Raw genomic sequence first — 16,998 nt, forward strand, 5'->3', positions numbered from 1 at the left:
ATCCTGTTACCAATGATATGAACCTATTCACTATCGGCAATGATCCATTAACTAGTTAATCGTTTCCAAGAAAAGTCCGACAGCCGATTGCCGACCGCCGATTGCCGACAGCCGACTGCTGACAGCCGAAAGCCGATAGCTGACAGCCGATAGCCGATAGCCGATAGCCGATAGCCGACCGCCGACTGCTCTCCTGTTGCGGTACATTTCCTAAGCGAGTTTTAAAAGACAATAACAATACACTTCGATTAGCTAGTGGGAAAGAACCCTATAAAGGAAGGTCCAGTAGCAGACTCTTCCCTTATAGGACATGTACTTATTATTTCCGCAGCATTTTATGGGTATAGACCTGGCCATCGACTCGAGTGAAGTTGACCAGATAAATACCGGGAACTAGACTGTGAATATCGACACTCCCATTGGTTATAGGCCCCGACTCATAAAGTACCTGCCCCTTGGAGTTAAGAATAGACACCGTCCGTATCTGTTTCCAATCCGAAACCCATACCTCCAGATAATCATCGCTGGGGTTAGGATATACCATCGTCTCGAAAGGCAAATCGAAACGAACATCCACAATCCGGCTAAGGGCATAGCTTTGGTCGTGATCTATCATTTTGAGACGATAAAAGTTTATACCTATATAAGGATGAGTATCTATATATAGGTAGGACTGATACACGGCACTCTCTCCCTTTGCGGAGACCTCCCCTATAGCTACCCAATGTTTACCGTCGAGGCTTCGCTGAATCTCGAAGCGTTCACTATTGGTTTCGGCGGTGGTGGCCCAATTCAACACAATGGTTTTTTCTGACTGCTGAGCGCTGAATTTCACAAGATAGACCGGAAAGGCATTAATCACATTCACCATAAAAGTATCGGCTAGGTAATTGGGCCCATCCTGCACAAAGTAGGTCGTGGTGTCGTCGGGCATCACTGTGATGTATCGGACACCCGTTGCTATTAGTTCGTTTGTTGATGAAGTGCGTGAGCCCGAACCTCCAGAAGGAGTGGAATACCAGTTGTACTCACCGATCCATGATGCCCCCAGCCGAACAGAGTCACCTGACTCCAGGTCGATGACCTTATTGATGTTAACGTCCTTCATCACCACAAAGGAATCGGCAACAAAGAAGTTGGGCGCTGCGTCTAATTCTTTAATAAACTTAACATCGAGTCTATTTTCCCTAAACAGCAATTCTACCGAACCACCAGTAACATGGTAAAATGCGGTGGTATTATCGCCCGTTAGATTGTCTAAGGGAGGCACAGAGGTGCGCGGATGTTTCACCAAATTGGCGTCGTTATCGTTAAAGCCGGCATCATTAACGGGAATACCATTAACGGTTCCATTGAACCCCCTTCCGGCCGACCCCGACATAATATAGGTATAGGCCGTTTCATTATTCGTTTTAATATAAGGAGCCGTGCTGGGATAACGTCCTAAATTTCCATTCTCCTGGCCGGGCGACTTGGTTTCATTATAATCCGTAGTCCTCGCTTGGTTGGCTACTTTCCTAATCATACCGGCCCGTAAGTAGGCATGGGAATGAGAAACTAGAAGTGCATCCAGCCGATATTCTGGTTTTTCCAAAATAGGCAATAACCGCTCGCTGACTCTTTTGATATCAAACTCGTCAGGGAAGTGTCCGATAGTAGTAAATGGAGGAAGGTGAAAGGTAGCCAAGGTCCATTTTTTAGTATTGTTCATTAAATCCCTAATTAGCCATTTCACTTGCGGTAAGGAATCAATAGGCGTATCGAAGGTATTGTCTTGGGCAATGGAGTTTTTGCTAAAGATATTATAATGGTTGTCAAAAGAGGCCTCCAGCCAATTGTCGGTTGGGATGTCGTATTCAATCAAATAAGGATTTAACACTACAATATGGACATCACCCTGATCGAAGGAATAATAGCCGTACTGATTATAGGTGGGCTCGCCTCCGATCTGTGCACTGTCCGGAAAAGCAAAGGTGGTAAAGCTAGCGGCGGTTTGATTATGGTAGGCCTTTCTAATCTTATATGACATTCCGTCGGTATGCAAATAAGGGAAGTCTGGATTATAATCGTGATTCCCGAATACTGTCCAAGATGGAATGAAGGATAATAGTTGACGATCGGTAGGCTGATTGTAGTATAAGAATATGGTAGAGTCTAGCGCCGGCTGAAAGCCTTCATAAGGAGAGGTATTGGAATTGTCGCCAAGAAACAACAGTCCATCCACATGGGGGTTGTTAATGGAGGCCAGATAGTTCATATATGCATTCCGTACTTTTTTGGGACGCGGATTCAATCGTTTACCACCTCCAGAATCGCCCAATAGCCAAAGTCGAATAGAATGGCTGGTGTCGGCAGGGGTGGGAAGCGTTCTGAAATAATTGAGGGTTGGGTCGTATTGCAATAGTTGAAAATCCACCCCCGTTCCATAACCTACATTATAATAGTATTTGGTATCAGCCAACAGGTTTCTCAGGTTTACCCTATGTATAGTATCTACTGAAGCCACGCTTACTTCGGTATAGCCCGAACTTAGGTCGGGACTCAGACTATACCTTACGGTAGAATTAGCCGGCTGGTGCGTATACCACATAACCGTCATCCTATCGTAGGAAGCCAATTGCAAGTAAGGATATCGATCGAGGGTAATGGAGCCTGTCAGACCTTCCAGCTGCAGATCCATCAGCACATCGGAACTACCCGCATTGCGTTGCCGCAGTTCGACGGCTACGATATTATCACCGGCCACAAATAAGGAAGTACTCAGCACAGTATCGACGGCGACGGAATCGCCCGCTATAATAGTATATCCGATACCTGCTGGAGCATTCCGACGGAGCGCTTCCACTCCATTGATATATACCACCATCCCATCGTCGTAATAGGCTTGTAAGCGTACTCCATTGAAGGCACTCGGGTCTGAGACGGAAACATGCTTTCGGAAATAATAAATAGAGTAATGTCCTTGGTTTGGGCCCGAGGCTAAAATCGTATTGGGACTATACCCCCCAAAGCCAAAGGATCCTAGGCCACTACTCCAACTAGCGTCATTAAAGCCCAAATTACGCCAAGTCGTTCCCTGGTCGGAGCCATTGTCCAGGTATTTCCATGTGGATTGGTAGGGCAACAACAGATCCGTCATGGCGATAGGATTTCCTTGGAGTTGGAGGTCCATCAGCACATCGGAGCTACCGGCATTGCGCTGCCGCAGTTCAACAGCAATGATATTGTCGCCTGCAAGGAAAAGGGAGGAACTCAGCAAGGTGTCGACCGTTATGGAATCACCGGCCGTTATGGTGTACCCTATTCCTGCCGGCGCATTGCGTCTTAACACCTCGACACCATTCACATAAACGACCATTCCATCATCATAATAAGCCCGTAAATGAAAACTACTGAAACTAGATGGATCAGAAACGGATAAATGCTTCCGGAAGTAATAAATAGAATAATGGCCTTGGTCAGGACCCGAGGCTAAGACTGTGCCCGGATGATACCCCCCAAAGCCAAAGGATCCTGGTCCACTACTCCAGCTGGCATCATTAAATCCCGAGCTACGCCAGGCAGTGCCCTGATCGGTGCCATTATCCAGATATTTCCATGTAGACTTATACGGTATGGAAGCACTAGCTGTCGATACGGCATTACCCTCCAGCTGTAAGTCGAACAGGATATCAGAACTGGTTTCGCCGGTTTGATGTACCTCAGCGGCAATAATATTGACCCCATTTTGAAACAAGGACGTACTTAACAAGGAATCGATATTCAGGGAGTCTCCTGCCGAACGGGTATATGGATCGGATGGGTTTGGATTCATATTCTTGCGAGATACCTCGACACCATTTATATAGATAACGATCCCATCATCAAGAAAGGCCCTAAGCCGAAAACTCGCATAGGCGCTTACATCGGGAATGGTCACCGCTTTTCTAAAATAATAGACAGGAATATTATTGGCTGGTGCAGGTGGTGCCGGATAGCGAATTAGTAAGGTTTGATAGGCGTGGGTGCCAAACCCAAAGGCTCCATTGCCGGTCTTCCACGAGCTGTCGTCGTAGCTTAGTCCAGGCCAGCCAGCCGCTGGCGCGGTGTTACTTTCAGGTGCATATTTCCAATTGGATTGGAATCCGACCAAGACCTGGGCCGTAAGTGGAGAGCTAACAAGACAAATGAATTGGATGACGACCAAAAACTTGATCAGTTTAATTACAACAGGGAAGTCATCGACGGCGGTAGTGATGTTCTTCATAACTCGTTGAAATAAGGTGAATTAGAACATAATTTAGCCAAATCCAAGAAGATAAAAAAGTTATTTTTACTTTATTTTGTAACATATTGTTTATATAATAATATAAAACTATATATAAACATAAATAATATACAATTCTCCAATTAAAGCCAAAATCAAAGTTTATTTTAGAGGATTAAAATAAAATCGACTCGTTTCCTTTTTAGGGCCTCATGATTTTTTTATTTCAAGAGAAAGACAACCGATTATACCAAAGCAGACATTAAAATTATGTTTAAAATGCAATTTTGTAAAAACATTGAGTCATCCCGAGGGTGGGGATAGCTTAGTGATGGAAAAGTCTGACGGCAGTGGGTCCTATCGATAATAAAAACTGGGATGGCTTAGGAAAAGAAAAGGCCCGTACCCTCTGCCAAAACAGACGATACGGGCCAAACCGTATATATGACTACAACTACAATGAAGAGGAATAATCAGTCATGTGCGAGAAACCGAGTAACTAACTATTTCCCTGCATTGATATACTGCTGATCCTTTTCATCGCTATCCTTATACTTCTTCCTCGCTTCTTTGAGTTTTTGGTGCATCTGCTGCTGCACCTTCTTGTATCGCGAATCGCCGTACACGTTATTCATTTCGGTCGGATCCTTTTCTAAGTCGTACAACTCCCATTGATCTATATCATAATAAAAGTGAATTAACTTATAACGGTCGGTCCGAACTCCATGATGACGTTTTACTTTGTGCTCGCCGGGGTACTCATAATAGGTATAGTAAATAGCATCCCGCCATTTCTTTTCAGTACCACCAACTAGTTTTCGAAACGATTCACCCTGAATTTCTTTTGAAATGGGAGCGCCTGCGTAATCCAAAAATGTAGGTGCAAAGTCAAGGTTTTGAACCATTTCTTCCACAACGGTACCTGCCTTAATTTCTTTTGGATAACGCATTAATAATGGAGTTCGGAAAGACTCTTCATACATAAAACGTTTGTCGAACCAACCATGCTCTCCTAAATAAAAGCCCTGATCGGAGGTATAAACCACGATCGTGTTATCAGCTAAGCCATTTTTATCTAAATAATCTAGCATCTCCCCCACTCCATCGTCCACAGACTGTATGGTAGCGAGGTAATCTTTCATATAACGATCAAACTTCCAAAGTGCAAGTTCTTTTCCCGTTAACTTGTCCGCTTTAAACTTTTTAATAATGGGATCATAATAGGCATCCCAGGCTTTTCGTTGTTCGGGTGACATTCTTTTATGCATGGCCTCAGCACTATCTCTGTATTTAGTTTGTATGTCCCCGTCCTTATCCAGCATTTTTAAATCATACGCTAAATCCATGTCTTTATCTATGCTCATTTCTTGATGTGCAGCAGCTTCACGTCCTACATAATCGTCAAAGAAATTGGCAGGAGGTGCAAAAGTTGAATCTTCAAATAACCTCAAATATTTCTCCTCAGGCATCCAAGTACGGTGAGGAGCCTTTTGATGGTATAACAAAAGAAAAGGTTTGTCAGGATTTCTTTGTTGATCTAACCAACCTATTGCCAAGTCTGTAGTTATTTTAGTAACATACCCCTCAATTCGCTTGGTTACCCCATTTTCTATAAAATCGGGATTATAGTATTGGCCTTGACCAGGAAGCACCATCGAATAATCAAATCCTTGCGGCAAACCATCCATATGTATTTTACCAATCATGGCTGTTTCGTAACCATTCGCCTGTAGTGTTTTTGCAAAATTTTCCTGGTTCCAGTCGAAAGAATGTACATTATCAATTTTGCCATTAATATGGCTATGTTTCCCTGTAAGCATCACAGCCCTACTAGGCGCACATATTGAGTTGGTAACAAACCCCTTTTTAAATATCGCCCCTTCTTTGGCGATACGGTCAATATTAGGGGTGTTATTAAGGCCATGCCCGTACGCACTTATCGCTTGATAGGCATGGTCATCGCTCATTATAAAAACAATATTGGGCTTTTTGGTCGCCGGAGCTTCTTGGGCGAAACAGTTTGTTGCAACTAGTGCAATAAAGGCAATGACCTTAAGGAAATAAAAATGTGCTTTCAAAGTAGTATAGGAATAGGACGAATAAACGCTGCCAAATTAAATCATTTGCGCTATTTAATAAAATTTTTAAAAAACTATTTTATTGCATGGCCTCTTGGCTCAGGGCATGCAGTCCGCTTATAACCTTATCAGTTTTGTGGCAATGGTAACATTTTCCGTAAAGCAGTTGCGTGCCCTTTGTCAGATAGATAGCATCCAGCTAAAATTCGAATCGGCCAACAGCCCCTAGTCCCGCCACGATCCAATCTGCTTTTACATGATAAATAGATAACGAATAAGCAGAAGCATGATCAGCATAATACGGCAAATTATAGGTATATTACATTTATCGGTCTTATTATTAATCCTGTAAACAGGTAGGTTTCAGTGAAATAAATCCCTCCAGAATCTCTCGTAAATATATTGAGTCTAACTTCAATCGACCATGCGACGAATAGACGACGCTCTCTGGAAAGGATTACTCGAAAACACATTCGATGATTTCCTACGCTTTTTCTTTGAAGGTGCCGACGAACTCTTCGATTTTGAGCGGGGATTCACATATCTGGACAAAGAACTAGCCGATCTTTTCCCACAACCCAAAGGCAAGCATCCGAAACATGTAGATAAACTGGTTAAAGTGTTCACTAGAGCCGGAGACGCCCAATGGGTGCTCGTACATGTAGAGGTACAGGGGCACAAAGACGAGCGGTTCGCTTTCAGAATGTTCACTTACTTCTACCGAATTTTGGACAAATACGGCATGCCCATTACGGCCATTGCCATTTTTACCGATTCTGTAATAGGTTATCAGCCTTCGGTTTATAAGCAAAGCTTCTTGGGAACAGAGATGAAATTTCGCTATAATACCTACAAAGTTTTGGAGCAATCAGAAAAAGGACTCGAACACCATGAAAACCCATTTGCTATAGCGATACAAACGGTTCAATTGGCCATTAAAAGTAAGTCGTTGAACGATGAAGAACTGTTCGAACTAAAGTTCAAATTGCTTCGTAATTTGTTCAAAAAGAAAATTTCAAAACCTAAAATTGATGGTCTTTTGCTATTTATCCAGCTATATGTACATTTTGAAAAACCCGAATATATGGTTAAATTTGAGGAGGTTATAGATAAAATCAACCATAACGACAAATCAATGGGAATCAGGGAATTTGTTATTGAAAGGGCTCGGATGGAAGGCGAAGAATTGGGCCTTGTTAAGGGCCTAGAAAAAGGTATCCAAAAGGGGATGACCCAAATGGAGTATGAAAAGAATATCGCTTTTATTACCTCTTTAATCGCCTCAACCGACTTCGACAACCCTCGAATAGCCCAGCTCGTAGGGGTATCTATCGAACTGGTGAATAAGGTAAAAAAGAAGTTAAAAAAATAAAACTATTGTTAAAAGCGACAGGTTAAATCAGTCCGTCGTTACGGTTAAAGGTGGTTCCGCAGTTGTACTACCGTCCGCTGAAATTTTGAAAGGTTCTTACCAATGTTGCTACAAGTAGTAGGCCATAAGCCTAGGACAAAATTTACATCTTATCGATTGCCGACTGCTTAGCTTATTGCATACAGCCTAAAGTTTACAGCCCCCCACTACTCACTCCTCAAACTTTTCACTGGACTCAACCGGGCCGTTTTTATACTTTGAAAGCTGATGGTGATTAAGGCTATGGCAATGGATATGCCCCCTGCCAAAAGAAACACTCCCCAATGAATTTCGGTATGATAGGCAAAATTTTCCAGCCACAGCTGCATGCTATACCAAGCTATAGGGGAGGCAATTACGATAGCGATAAGGACGAGTTTTAGGTAGTCTTTAGACAATAATGAAACCATACTTACGACAGAGGCGCCCAGTACCTTACGGACCCCTATTTCTTTGGTTCTAAGTTCGGCCATAAACATTGACAAGCCGAGGAGTCCAAGACAAGAGATAAGAATAGCTATTCCAGCAAATAGACCAAACAAAGTCTGTTGGGTTTGTTCGACGGCATATAACTGCCCAAAACGCTGATCGAGAAATTCGTATTCAAATGGGATGTCTGGAAACCGCTCTTCCCAAATAGCACGAATATGCGCTATGGCTCCTTTTATTTCACTCCCTGCCAATTGAACCGACACCCTATGAAGTCTCCCCGGTTGATGGAACATGACAATGGGTGCTACCTGTTGGTGGAGCGATTCAAAATAAAAATCCTTCGTTACCCCAATGATTTGACCTTGTATTTCTCCATACTTAAATCGCTTGCCTATAGCTTCGGCGGCACCCTTCCATCCCAATGTCCTTACCGCGGTTTCGTTCAACACGAAGGCATTGGTTTTATCGGTACTAAAATTTCTCGAAAAATTACGCCCCGCGGCCATCTCTATCTTATAAGTCGGGATAAAGCCTTCATCTACCGACAAGGACTTAATGGTGATATCGGTGGGAGCCATCGTATCACCTTTCATCACCGAAGCCCCCCAAGAGTCCAATAATCGCCCAGAGGGTATCCGCGAGGAGCGTCCTACTTTCATAATACTCCCATTTTGTTTTAGTCTTTGTCTTACACTTTCAAAATCAAAAGTAGAGTCGTCGGGCATATTTAATAGCACTATTTGATCGGTAGTATAGCCTAGCTTATAATTTTTTACGAATTTCATTTGACTGTACACCACTGCCGTACTAATCATGAGCACGACTGCAATTGCAAATTGGATAACTACCAGCATCTGCCGCAGGCCCCCATTTTTAAGGGAAGAGCCAATTTGCCCCTTTAAAATACCAAGGGGATGGATCGAAGTCATAAAAAAAGCGGGGTAACTTCCGGCTACTAGGCCAGTGAAAAGCCATATAACCAGCATCATAACGATAAAATAAGGATCTAATAACGAATCAATGGCCAACTGCTTTTGAGTAAAATCATTAAAAGCCGGAATAAAAAGCAACACGAGGAGAATGGCGATCAAAACCGAAACGGACACCAGCAGCATCGATTCACTTAAAAATTGGTAAATCAACTGCCCCCTATCTGCCCCTATGACCTTACGCATCCCTATTTCCTTAGCCCGGGTAGCCGATGTGGCAGTGGCCAAATTCATATAGTTGATGCAGGCAATGACCAAAATAAAAAATGCGATAGCCGTAAATAGATAGACGTACTGAACGTCTCCATTGGCCTCAATCTCAGAGTCCAAATGAGAATAAAGATGTATGTCGGTCAGTTTCATCAGATCTAGTACCGAAAAGGCCGATGCTCGGGGTTCTATATGCCTATTTTGAAAGTCAGGAAAGGCTTTTACCATGGTATTAACATCGTATTTTTCGGGCAGCAACAAATAGGTTGAAAAGGAGTTATTGCCCCAGTTGTTTGTCAACGCCTCGACGCCATAAACTCGATTGTCGTTTAAGGTAGAAAAAGACACTAGAAATTGGGGGTGAAAATGGGATTGGGCAGGCAATGGAGCATACACCCCGGTTACAGTATAATCCAATTGGTTGTTCATCTTGACTATTTTACCTATCGGATTTTCTTTGCCAAAATATTTTTCGGCCATGTCTTTAGAGAACATAATAGAAAACGGATTCTCCAAAGCCTTGTTTTTGTTTCCAGCTAATACGTCAAATGTAAAGACATCGAAAATATTAGCGTCGGCAACGAATATATTTTCCTCATTAAAGACTTTCTCCTCGTACCTCATCAAGGCTCCTGTTTCCAACATACGAACTACCTGCTCAACCATCGGAAAGTCTTGCTGGATTAATGGACCAAAAGGGGGCGCCGTATGTCCCAGTCGCAGGGATACTGTTCCATCCATCGATAAAAATGTTCTGGAAAGCCTGTAAATCCGATCCCCTTTCTCGTGGAAACGATCATAGCTCAGTTCGTCCTTGACATACAAGGCCAACAGAAAAAAACAGGTTAACCCTATAGCCACTCCAGAAATATTGATAAAGCTAAATAGCTTATGCTTTAGCAAATTTCTAAATGCAATTTTAAGATAGTTACGTATCATTTCTGGAATGTGTTTAGGCCCGTAGCACCATGCATGAGGCATTTCAAAAAAAAGCTAAACGCGCAAAGCGGTAGGCCGTAAGTATATATAAGACTGAGTAGTTACCTTATAATGAAGGATTGAAATCTACTCACTCTTCAGACTCTTTACTGGATTAGCAATAGCTGCCCGTATCGACTGGTACGAAATGGTTATTAAAGCTACCAAGACAGACAATAGGCTGGAATAAATAAAAATGGATGGAGTAAGGTCTATCCTGTACTCAAAGTCACTCAGCCAATTCGACATCACATACCAAGTCACCGGAATCGCTAACATGGCCCCTACTCCCACTAATTTGACAAAATCGCGTGATAACAGTAGCACCACACTAGTTACAGAAGCGCCTAGCACCCTCCTTACCCCTATTTCCTTTACTCTTTGTTCGGCCGTAAAAGTGGCCAACCCAAATAGCCCTAGACAAGCCACAAACACCGTTAAGCTAGCAAACAATCCTAATATTTGGCCAGTGCGCCGTTCCGATTGATAGGTGGCATTATATCGATCGTCTAAAAATGAAAATGAAAATGGGCGTTCCGGCTTAAATTTATTCCAATTGTTTTCAATCCTTGACAATAGAGCGGCTATATGATCTCCTTGGGCTTTTACGATTAAATACCCCGGATCCCCGCCAAGTTGCATCACCAACGGGGATATTGATTCGTGCAAGGACCTAAAATGGAAGTCTTTGACTACCCCAATCACCGTATAGACACGCTTGTGGCCTTCATTATTGGTATGGGATATCGTATGCCCTAGGGCCGACTCACTCGTCCATCCTATCATATGGGCCGCAGTTTCGTTAATGACTACATGGACAGAGTCGTTACCAAAATCTTTAGAAAAATACCTTCCCGAAGCCATTTCCATCTTTAGGGTAGAGAGATAACCATAATCCACGTCGTATCGGATCGTCTTGACCAATTGTGTGGAATGGCTGTCGGGGTAAACCATATAATTGTTGTTAAAGGACGCACCGGCGGGGACATATCCCGAGGCGCTTACATTTGCAACACTTTGATCCTGAAGCAACGCTTGGACAAACGCCTCTTGGTTCTTTCCTAAAGCCCAGGTGTCCGACAATACGATCACCCGTTCCTTTTCATATCCCAACTTCTTATTCTGGATAAACTCCAACTGTCGATATACCACCAGTGTTCCGGCGAGGAGTGCGATAGAAATAAAAAACTGAACCACCACCAATCCACTACGGAGCCCCGTACTTTTTGTACTGGTGCTAAACCGCCCCCTTAATATAGATACGGGGTTGAAAGAGGAAAGAAAAAATGCCGGATAGCCACCTGCCAGAATCCCTATGAATAAACCAAAGAGCAGGGCCAAAGGCATCTTTGCCATCAAGAAATTGGTATCGAGTATCATTTCTTTCCCCGACAGTTCATTAAACAAGGGTAAAACCATAACGGCCAAAATAGATGCCAACACCATGGCAATAAAAGTCAGCAAAGCGGACTCGGACAAAAACTGTCCTACCAACTCCTCCTTGGTCGCGCCCAACACCTTTCTAATGCCCACTTCTTTAGCACGCTTAGAGGCACTCGCCGTTGACAAATTCATAAAATTGATACAGGCGATAAGCAACATAAACAAGCCTACAGCACTAAAAATATATACATATTTGATGTCCCCATTGGTCCCAATATCAGCTGTAAAATTGGACCTTAGGTGAATATCGGTCAGGGGTTGTAACTTCAGAACTAGGGAATTGCCACCACCCTTAAACTCGGCCATGGTGAGTCCCAGCGACTTTTGAAGTTGAGGGCCCATATATTTGTCTACCGTATGGGGTAACTTAGCTTCCAGCTTTTTGTAGTCATACCCTTGTTGCAAAACCAGATAGGTATAATACTCAGAAGTCATCCAGGACATGGACTGTGCATCCTGCATGGCGGACATCGAAGTCAGCAAGTCGAAATGAAAATGCGAGTTGGAGGGTATGCCTTCAAAAACACCGGTAATTTTAAATGGATTCGCTTTCCCCTTTATTTGTATGATTTTCCCTATGGAATTTTCCTTACCAAAATACTTGGCTGCTAGCCTTTTCGATATCACTACTGAAAAAGGTGTATTCAAGACTGTCGACGCATGGCCCTGTAACAAAGGCAGGGTAAAAACCTGAAAAAAATTGGAGTCTACAGCGGCCATCTCATCGTCGGCAAACAACTTTTCACCGATACGCACCACCGGAGTTCCTGCCTTACGAATCCTTGTCGCTTGTACTACTTCAGGATAATCTTCCACGAGCGTGGCGGCGGTAGGAGGCATTACATGGGGCTCGTTGATCTTGCCACCTTGCATAGATCCAAACAAGGTAACCCTTACTATTTGACTGGCCTTCACATTATATCGATCGTAGCTGAGTTCATCCCAAATATAGAGGCCAATCAAAAAACTAGCGCATAACCCCAATGCCAAGCCAACAACATTGATCAAGGTGGTAATTCGGTTTCTGCGCAAATTGCGCCAGGCAATTTTGATATAATTGGTAAGCATGGTTTTTACAGGAACAGGTGTTAGATATTATATTTTAGGCGTACTGGGCTAATTCCTATTACCTAACCCCTATGGACTACACATGAAAATTTTCGGTTACTATTTTACCATCAAACAGGTTGACCGTACGGTGGGCATAGCTAGCATCGTAGGGTGAGTGGGTGACCATGGCAATGGTAGTCCCCTCCTCATTGAGCTCCTGTAGCAGGTTCATCACGTCTTTGCCATTGGCCGAGTCTAGGTTTCCCGTAGGCTCATCGGCCAGTATCAACTTGGGCTTAGCCACTACCGCACGAGCTATAGCTACTCGTTGCTGCTGCCCTCCACTGAGTTGCTGTGGAAAGTGGTTACGCCGATGCATCATATTCATCCGCTTTAGGGTGGCTTCCACCATTTCATTTCTTTGTTTGATGGGCTCTTTAAGATAGAGAAGTGGCAATTCTACATTTTCAAAAACCGTCAATTCATCGATCAGATTAAAGCTCTGAAAAACGAAACCCACATTCCCCTTTCGAAGCTGGGCTCTTTGCCGTTCCGACATTTTCTCTACATCGGAGCCATAGAAATTGTAAGAACCGCTACTCGGATTATCGAGCAGGCCTATAATGTTGAGTAGAGTGGATTTCCCACATCCCGAAGGCCCCATGATCGCCACAAATTCACCATCGTTAATCGTAAGGTCAATCCCATTAAGCGCAGTAGTCTCCACCTCCTCGGTAGCGAATATTTTTTGAAGATTGGTAATTAAGAGCATAACACTAGATTTTAGGTTTTCAGGGGTTAGGTTTTAGAAATTCACAATAATACATTATTGAATTTTGAGAATTATTTGACCTATTTAGCCTGATTAAATTAGATTTATTTGGGATTTTATATACCTTGATTGGGTAATTCATCAATAAAAAATTTAGACTATGAAAAAATTTCAGGAACTGCTCATATGGCAAAGAAGTCATGAATTTACGCTTCAAATATATCGTCAAACGAAATCATTTCCACAAATTGAAATATATTGTTTAGCATCTCAAATGAGACGATCATCCTCCTCAATCCCAACGAATATCGCAGAAGGATGCGGCCGAGATTCTGATGCCGAGTTATGTCGTTTTATGGTCATTGCAATGGGTTCAGCGTCAGAATTAGAGTATCAATTAATTTTATCAAAAGACTTAGAATATATTGATTTAGAGACATTCGAATATCTAACCAAAGAGTTAATCGAGATCAAAAAAAATGCTTAATAGTTTTATCCAAAAAATAAAGGCCAGATTGACCATAAAGGGAGCCACATCCTAAGCACTATTCACTAACAACCTAAATCCTAACCCCTACCCCCTAAAAACTACCTTTTCAACTCCAAAACCTCCTTATCTCCAAAATTGGCATAAGAACTCGTTATAACCCGATCAGCAGGCTCAAGACCTTCCAGCACTTCGTAATACTGCGGATTTTTGCGGCCTAGGGTGATATTCCTTTTCTCGGCGCGTTGGCCATCCTTATCGACAACATAGACCCAGTTACCTCCAGTATCCGAAAAGAAACCTCCAACCGGCAACAACAAAGCTTTTCCAGGCTGGCCCAGTTCCAAACGTATGGGAGTAGACTGCCCCCTGCGTATACCTTTAGGCGTTCCTTGTTTAAAGACTAAATCCACTGAAAATCTTCCGTTAATAACTTCCGGATAAACCTTCACGATCTGCATGGAAAACACCTGATCAGAAAAATCGAATTTGGCTTCTAACCCCGAGAATATCCTGGAGATATAATGCTCGTCGATGTCGGCCCTGATCTTAAAGCCATTCATATCATCAATTTGGCCTATATTCTGCCCTTGGTTAATGTTAGAACCAATTTCTACATCTACCGACGACAACAATCCAGCTACAGGAGCCTTCACCACCAAGTTTTCTAAGGTTTGCCGCCACAGGTCTACATTTTTTTGAGTTCTTTCTAGCGTTCCCTCCAATTGTCTGATCTGAATTTGGGAATTTTCCTGCTGGTATTTTTGTGACTGTATTTCTATGGTTCGCTCCTGCACCAATTTCTCATAGTCAATTTTGCATTTGGTAAACTCTTGGGCCGAAATCGCCTTTTGTTCGAACAACACTTTATTCCTGTTATATACATCTTTAAACTCGGCGATCCGATAGTCTAGGTCATTCAAGGTTTTGTCCAGCGTAAACTTTTCTACTTTTAACCTTTGGCGGGTATTTTGAAGGTCGTTCACCAAACGGCTAGCTTCAGTTTCTGATTGCAAAAAACTAAGTTTTAATTGTTGATTTTCGAGCCTGAGAATGATATCACCTTGCTCGACCATGCTACCTCCTTCTACCAGTTTCTGAGTGACATACCCTCCCACAATGGCATCGAGCTGGATCGTCTTTAAAGGCTGCACCACCCCTTGGATAATGATAAACTCATCGAAGGACCCATTTTTCACTTCAGAAATGGTTAATCGGCTGGAGTCTACCTTTAGTTTCGATCGATGATCGGCAAATAGTAGGTTATATATCACTAGTGCCATCAATGCCACAGCTCCCAGGAAGAGGGCGATGCGCTTGCTAGACCAATACTTTTTCTCGATTTTCCTATCCATTGTTCCTCTAGGTGATTTCCTTTTATAAAAGGGGTTGCCAAAGTTGTGCCAAAAACACAAACACCTGTATATCAATAGCATATAATTAATACTATCAAAAAAATTGAACGATACCGAACACATTTGTCCGATTTCGGACAGTGCTTGACAAGCAACTTATATTGAAAATAACATTTCAGCAGAAAAACGTAAATTAGTAGCTCTTTAACTCTTGACCCATCAGCCAATGGCAAAAATTCTGATCATAGATGACGATGTAGATATTCTAAGTGCTACCAAATTGTTTCTAAAACGACACTTTGAAGAGGTTAGCATTGAAAAAAAGCCAGAAAAACTCCCATTCTTGCTCAATAATTACTCCTATGACCTCATACTGCTGGACATGAACTTCACCCAGGACGTAAGCTCCGGCAAAGAAGGGTTTCACTGGTTAGACAGGATCTTGGATCTGAAACCGGATGCTAAGGTGGTTCTCTTTACTGCATATGGTGATGTAGAAATGGCCGTTAAATCCATTAAGCTAGGCGCTAAGGACTTCGTCTTGAAACCATGGGACAATCAGAAACTACTCAATAGCCTGCTCCATGCACTCGCTGAACCTACGCTTGAGCGAGCAGCGCCAGAACAAAACATGATCGGGGAATCGACGGCCCTGCAGCAGGCCTTACAGCTGATGAACCGGGTAGCCAAAACGGATGCCAATGTGCTGATTCTGGGTGAGAATGGTACGGGGAAGGACCTCATGGCAAAGGCCCTTCACCAACATTCGGGCCGCTATAAGGAGGCTTTCATTCGGGCAGACATCGCCTCCTTACCCGAAACCCTGTTAGAAAGCGAATTGTTCGGTCATGAAAAAGGGGCCTTCACCGATGCCAAAACTAGCAGAATTGGAAAGTTTGAAGAGGCTAACAAAGGCACTTTGTTCTTGGATGAAATAGGCAACCTGCCCCTTACTACCCAGCGCAAACTACTCACGACCTTACAAAATCGGACGGTAGTCAGACTAGGTCAGAACAAAGAAACCAAATTGGATATCCGGCTCATTTGCGCCACTAACGAGGACATTGCCGAAAAGGTGTCCACTGGAGCTTTCAGAGAGGATTTGTTTTACAGAATTAACACAGTGACCATAGAAATGCCTCCTTTACGAAGCAGAAAGGGTGATATTGCTTTACTTGCCCAGCATTTTCTGGGAATCTATAATAAAAAATACAACCGAAATATAACCGATTTCTCTGCCCATCTCAAACAAAAAATGGAGCTTTACCCATGGCCTGGGAATATTCGTGAGTTGCAGCATGCAGTAGAACGGGCGGTCATTTTATGCCAAAATAACCTGATAGACACGGTCGATCTGTTTGGTTCCGAACTACAAACATCCAAAACAAACCAGCCCAAGAGTTATGACCTAGAAGAAGTAGAGAAGCAGCTTATCACCGAAGTCATGCAACGCCAAAGAGGAAATATTTCGGAATCGGCCAAAGAACTGGGTCTATCCAGAGCGGCTTTATATCGGCGTATTGAAAAATACGCCCTTTAAATATTGG

At 43.0% G+C, this 16,998-nt stretch carries 9 protein-coding genes; 3 read left to right on the top strand and 6 right to left on the bottom strand.

The window, feature by feature from the left end:
• Window positions 1-319: 319 nt before the first annotated feature.
• Together CLV98_RS22075 and CLV98_RS22080 are read right to left on the bottom strand one after the other, a co-directional pair.
• The gene (locus CLV98_RS22075; RefSeq protein ID WP_109678127.1) at window positions 320-4,246 is read right to left on the bottom strand and encodes a fibronectin type III domain-containing protein; all 3,927 of its coding nucleotides are present in this window, start codon (window positions 4,244-4,246) and stop codon (window positions 320-322) included.
• A 503-nt stretch (window positions 4,247-4,749) separates the two neighbouring features.
• Window positions 4,750-6,324: a sulfatase family protein gene (locus CLV98_RS22080; RefSeq protein WP_229203535.1), complete on the bottom strand. Its 1,575-nt coding sequence runs from the start codon at window positions 6,322-6,324 to the stop codon at window positions 4,750-4,752.
• Window positions 6,325-6,748: 424 nt separating this feature from the next.
• Between CLV98_RS22080 and CLV98_RS22085 the strand changes: the two genes are divergently transcribed.
• Window positions 6,749-7,696, top strand: coding sequence for an RpnC/YadD family protein (locus CLV98_RS22085; protein WP_109678129.1), 948 nt, complete (start codon window positions 6,749-6,751; stop codon window positions 7,694-7,696).
• A gap of 206 nt (window positions 7,697-7,902) precedes the next feature.
• On the opposite strand, the gene CLV98_RS22090 is transcribed toward CLV98_RS22085, so the two are convergent.
• From CLV98_RS22090 to CLV98_RS22100, 3 genes are all read right to left on the bottom strand, one after another.
• Entirely contained in the window at window positions 7,903-10,305 is a 2,403-nt protein-coding gene (locus tag CLV98_RS22090) for an ABC transporter permease (RefSeq protein ID WP_109678131.1), read from the bottom strand.
• A gap of 126 nt (window positions 10,306-10,431) precedes the next feature.
• Window positions 10,432-12,855 carry an ABC transporter permease gene (locus CLV98_RS22095; RefSeq protein WP_109678133.1) on the bottom strand — a complete coding sequence of 808 codons (2,424 nt, stop codon included), beginning with the start codon at window positions 12,853-12,855 and terminating at the stop codon, window positions 10,432-10,434.
• Between the two features lie 76 nt (window positions 12,856-12,931).
• Window positions 12,932-13,609 carry an ABC transporter ATP-binding protein gene (locus CLV98_RS22100; RefSeq protein ID WP_109678135.1) on the bottom strand — a complete coding sequence of 226 codons (678 nt, stop codon included), beginning with the start codon at window positions 13,607-13,609 and terminating at the stop codon, window positions 12,932-12,934.
• Window positions 13,610-13,769: 160 nt separating this feature from the next.
• Here CLV98_RS22100 and CLV98_RS22105 point away from each other — a divergent pair, with 160 nt between their 5' ends.
• Complete coding sequence (locus CLV98_RS22105; protein ID WP_229203536.1) at window positions 13,770-14,096, top strand: four helix bundle protein; 327 nt, start codon at window positions 13,770-13,772, stop codon at window positions 14,094-14,096.
• Between the two features lie 101 nt (window positions 14,097-14,197).
• Here the strand turns inward: CLV98_RS22105 and CLV98_RS22110 are convergent, their stop codons facing one another.
• Entirely contained in the window at window positions 14,198-15,451 is a 1,254-nt protein-coding gene (locus CLV98_RS22110; RefSeq protein ID WP_109678137.1) for an efflux RND transporter periplasmic adaptor subunit, read from the bottom strand.
• 226 nt (window positions 15,452-15,677) lie between these two features.
• Between CLV98_RS22110 and CLV98_RS22115 the strand changes: the two genes are divergently transcribed.
• Window positions 15,678-16,991 (top strand): sigma-54-dependent transcriptional regulator, encoded by a 1,314-nt coding sequence (locus tag CLV98_RS22115; RefSeq protein WP_211320108.1) that lies wholly within the window; start codon window positions 15,678-15,680, stop codon window positions 16,989-16,991.
• The last annotated feature ends 7 nt before the right edge of the window (window positions 16,992-16,998 follow it).

This window comes from Dyadobacter jejuensis (genome assembly GCF_003149085.1).
Classification (GTDB): domain Bacteria; phylum Bacteroidota; class Bacteroidia; order Cytophagales; family Spirosomataceae; genus Dyadobacter; species Dyadobacter jejuensis.

What these genes read in the sequence shown, in the direction of transcription:
- CLV98_RS22115 (WP_211320108.1), top strand. Translation starts at nt 15,678, where the DNA reads ATGGCAAAAATTCTGATCATAGATGACGATGTAGATATTCTAAGTGCT.
- CLV98_RS22090 (WP_109678131.1), bottom strand. Translation starts at nt 10,305, where the DNA reads ATGATACGTAACTATCTTAAAATTGCATTTAGAAATTTGCTAAAGCAT.
- CLV98_RS22105 (WP_229203536.1), top strand. Translation starts at nt 13,770, where the DNA reads ATGAAAAAATTTCAGGAACTGCTCATATGGCAAAGAAGTCATGAATTT.
- CLV98_RS22095 (WP_109678133.1), bottom strand. Translation starts at nt 12,855, where the DNA reads ATGCTTACCAATTATATCAAAATTGCCTGGCGCAATTTGCGCAGAAAC.
- CLV98_RS22085 (WP_109678129.1), top strand. Translation starts at nt 6,749, where the DNA reads ATGCGACGAATAGACGACGCTCTCTGGAAAGGATTACTCGAAAACACA.
- CLV98_RS22110 (WP_109678137.1), bottom strand. Translation starts at nt 15,451, where the DNA reads ATGGATAGGAAAATCGAGAAAAAGTATTGGTCTAGCAAGCGCATCGCC.
- CLV98_RS22100 (WP_109678135.1), bottom strand. Translation starts at nt 13,609, where the DNA reads ATGCTCTTAATTACCAATCTTCAAAAAATATTCGCTACCGAGGAGGTG.
- CLV98_RS22075 (WP_109678127.1), bottom strand. Translation starts at nt 4,246, where the DNA reads ATGAAGAACATCACTACCGCCGTCGATGACTTCCCTGTTGTAATTAAA.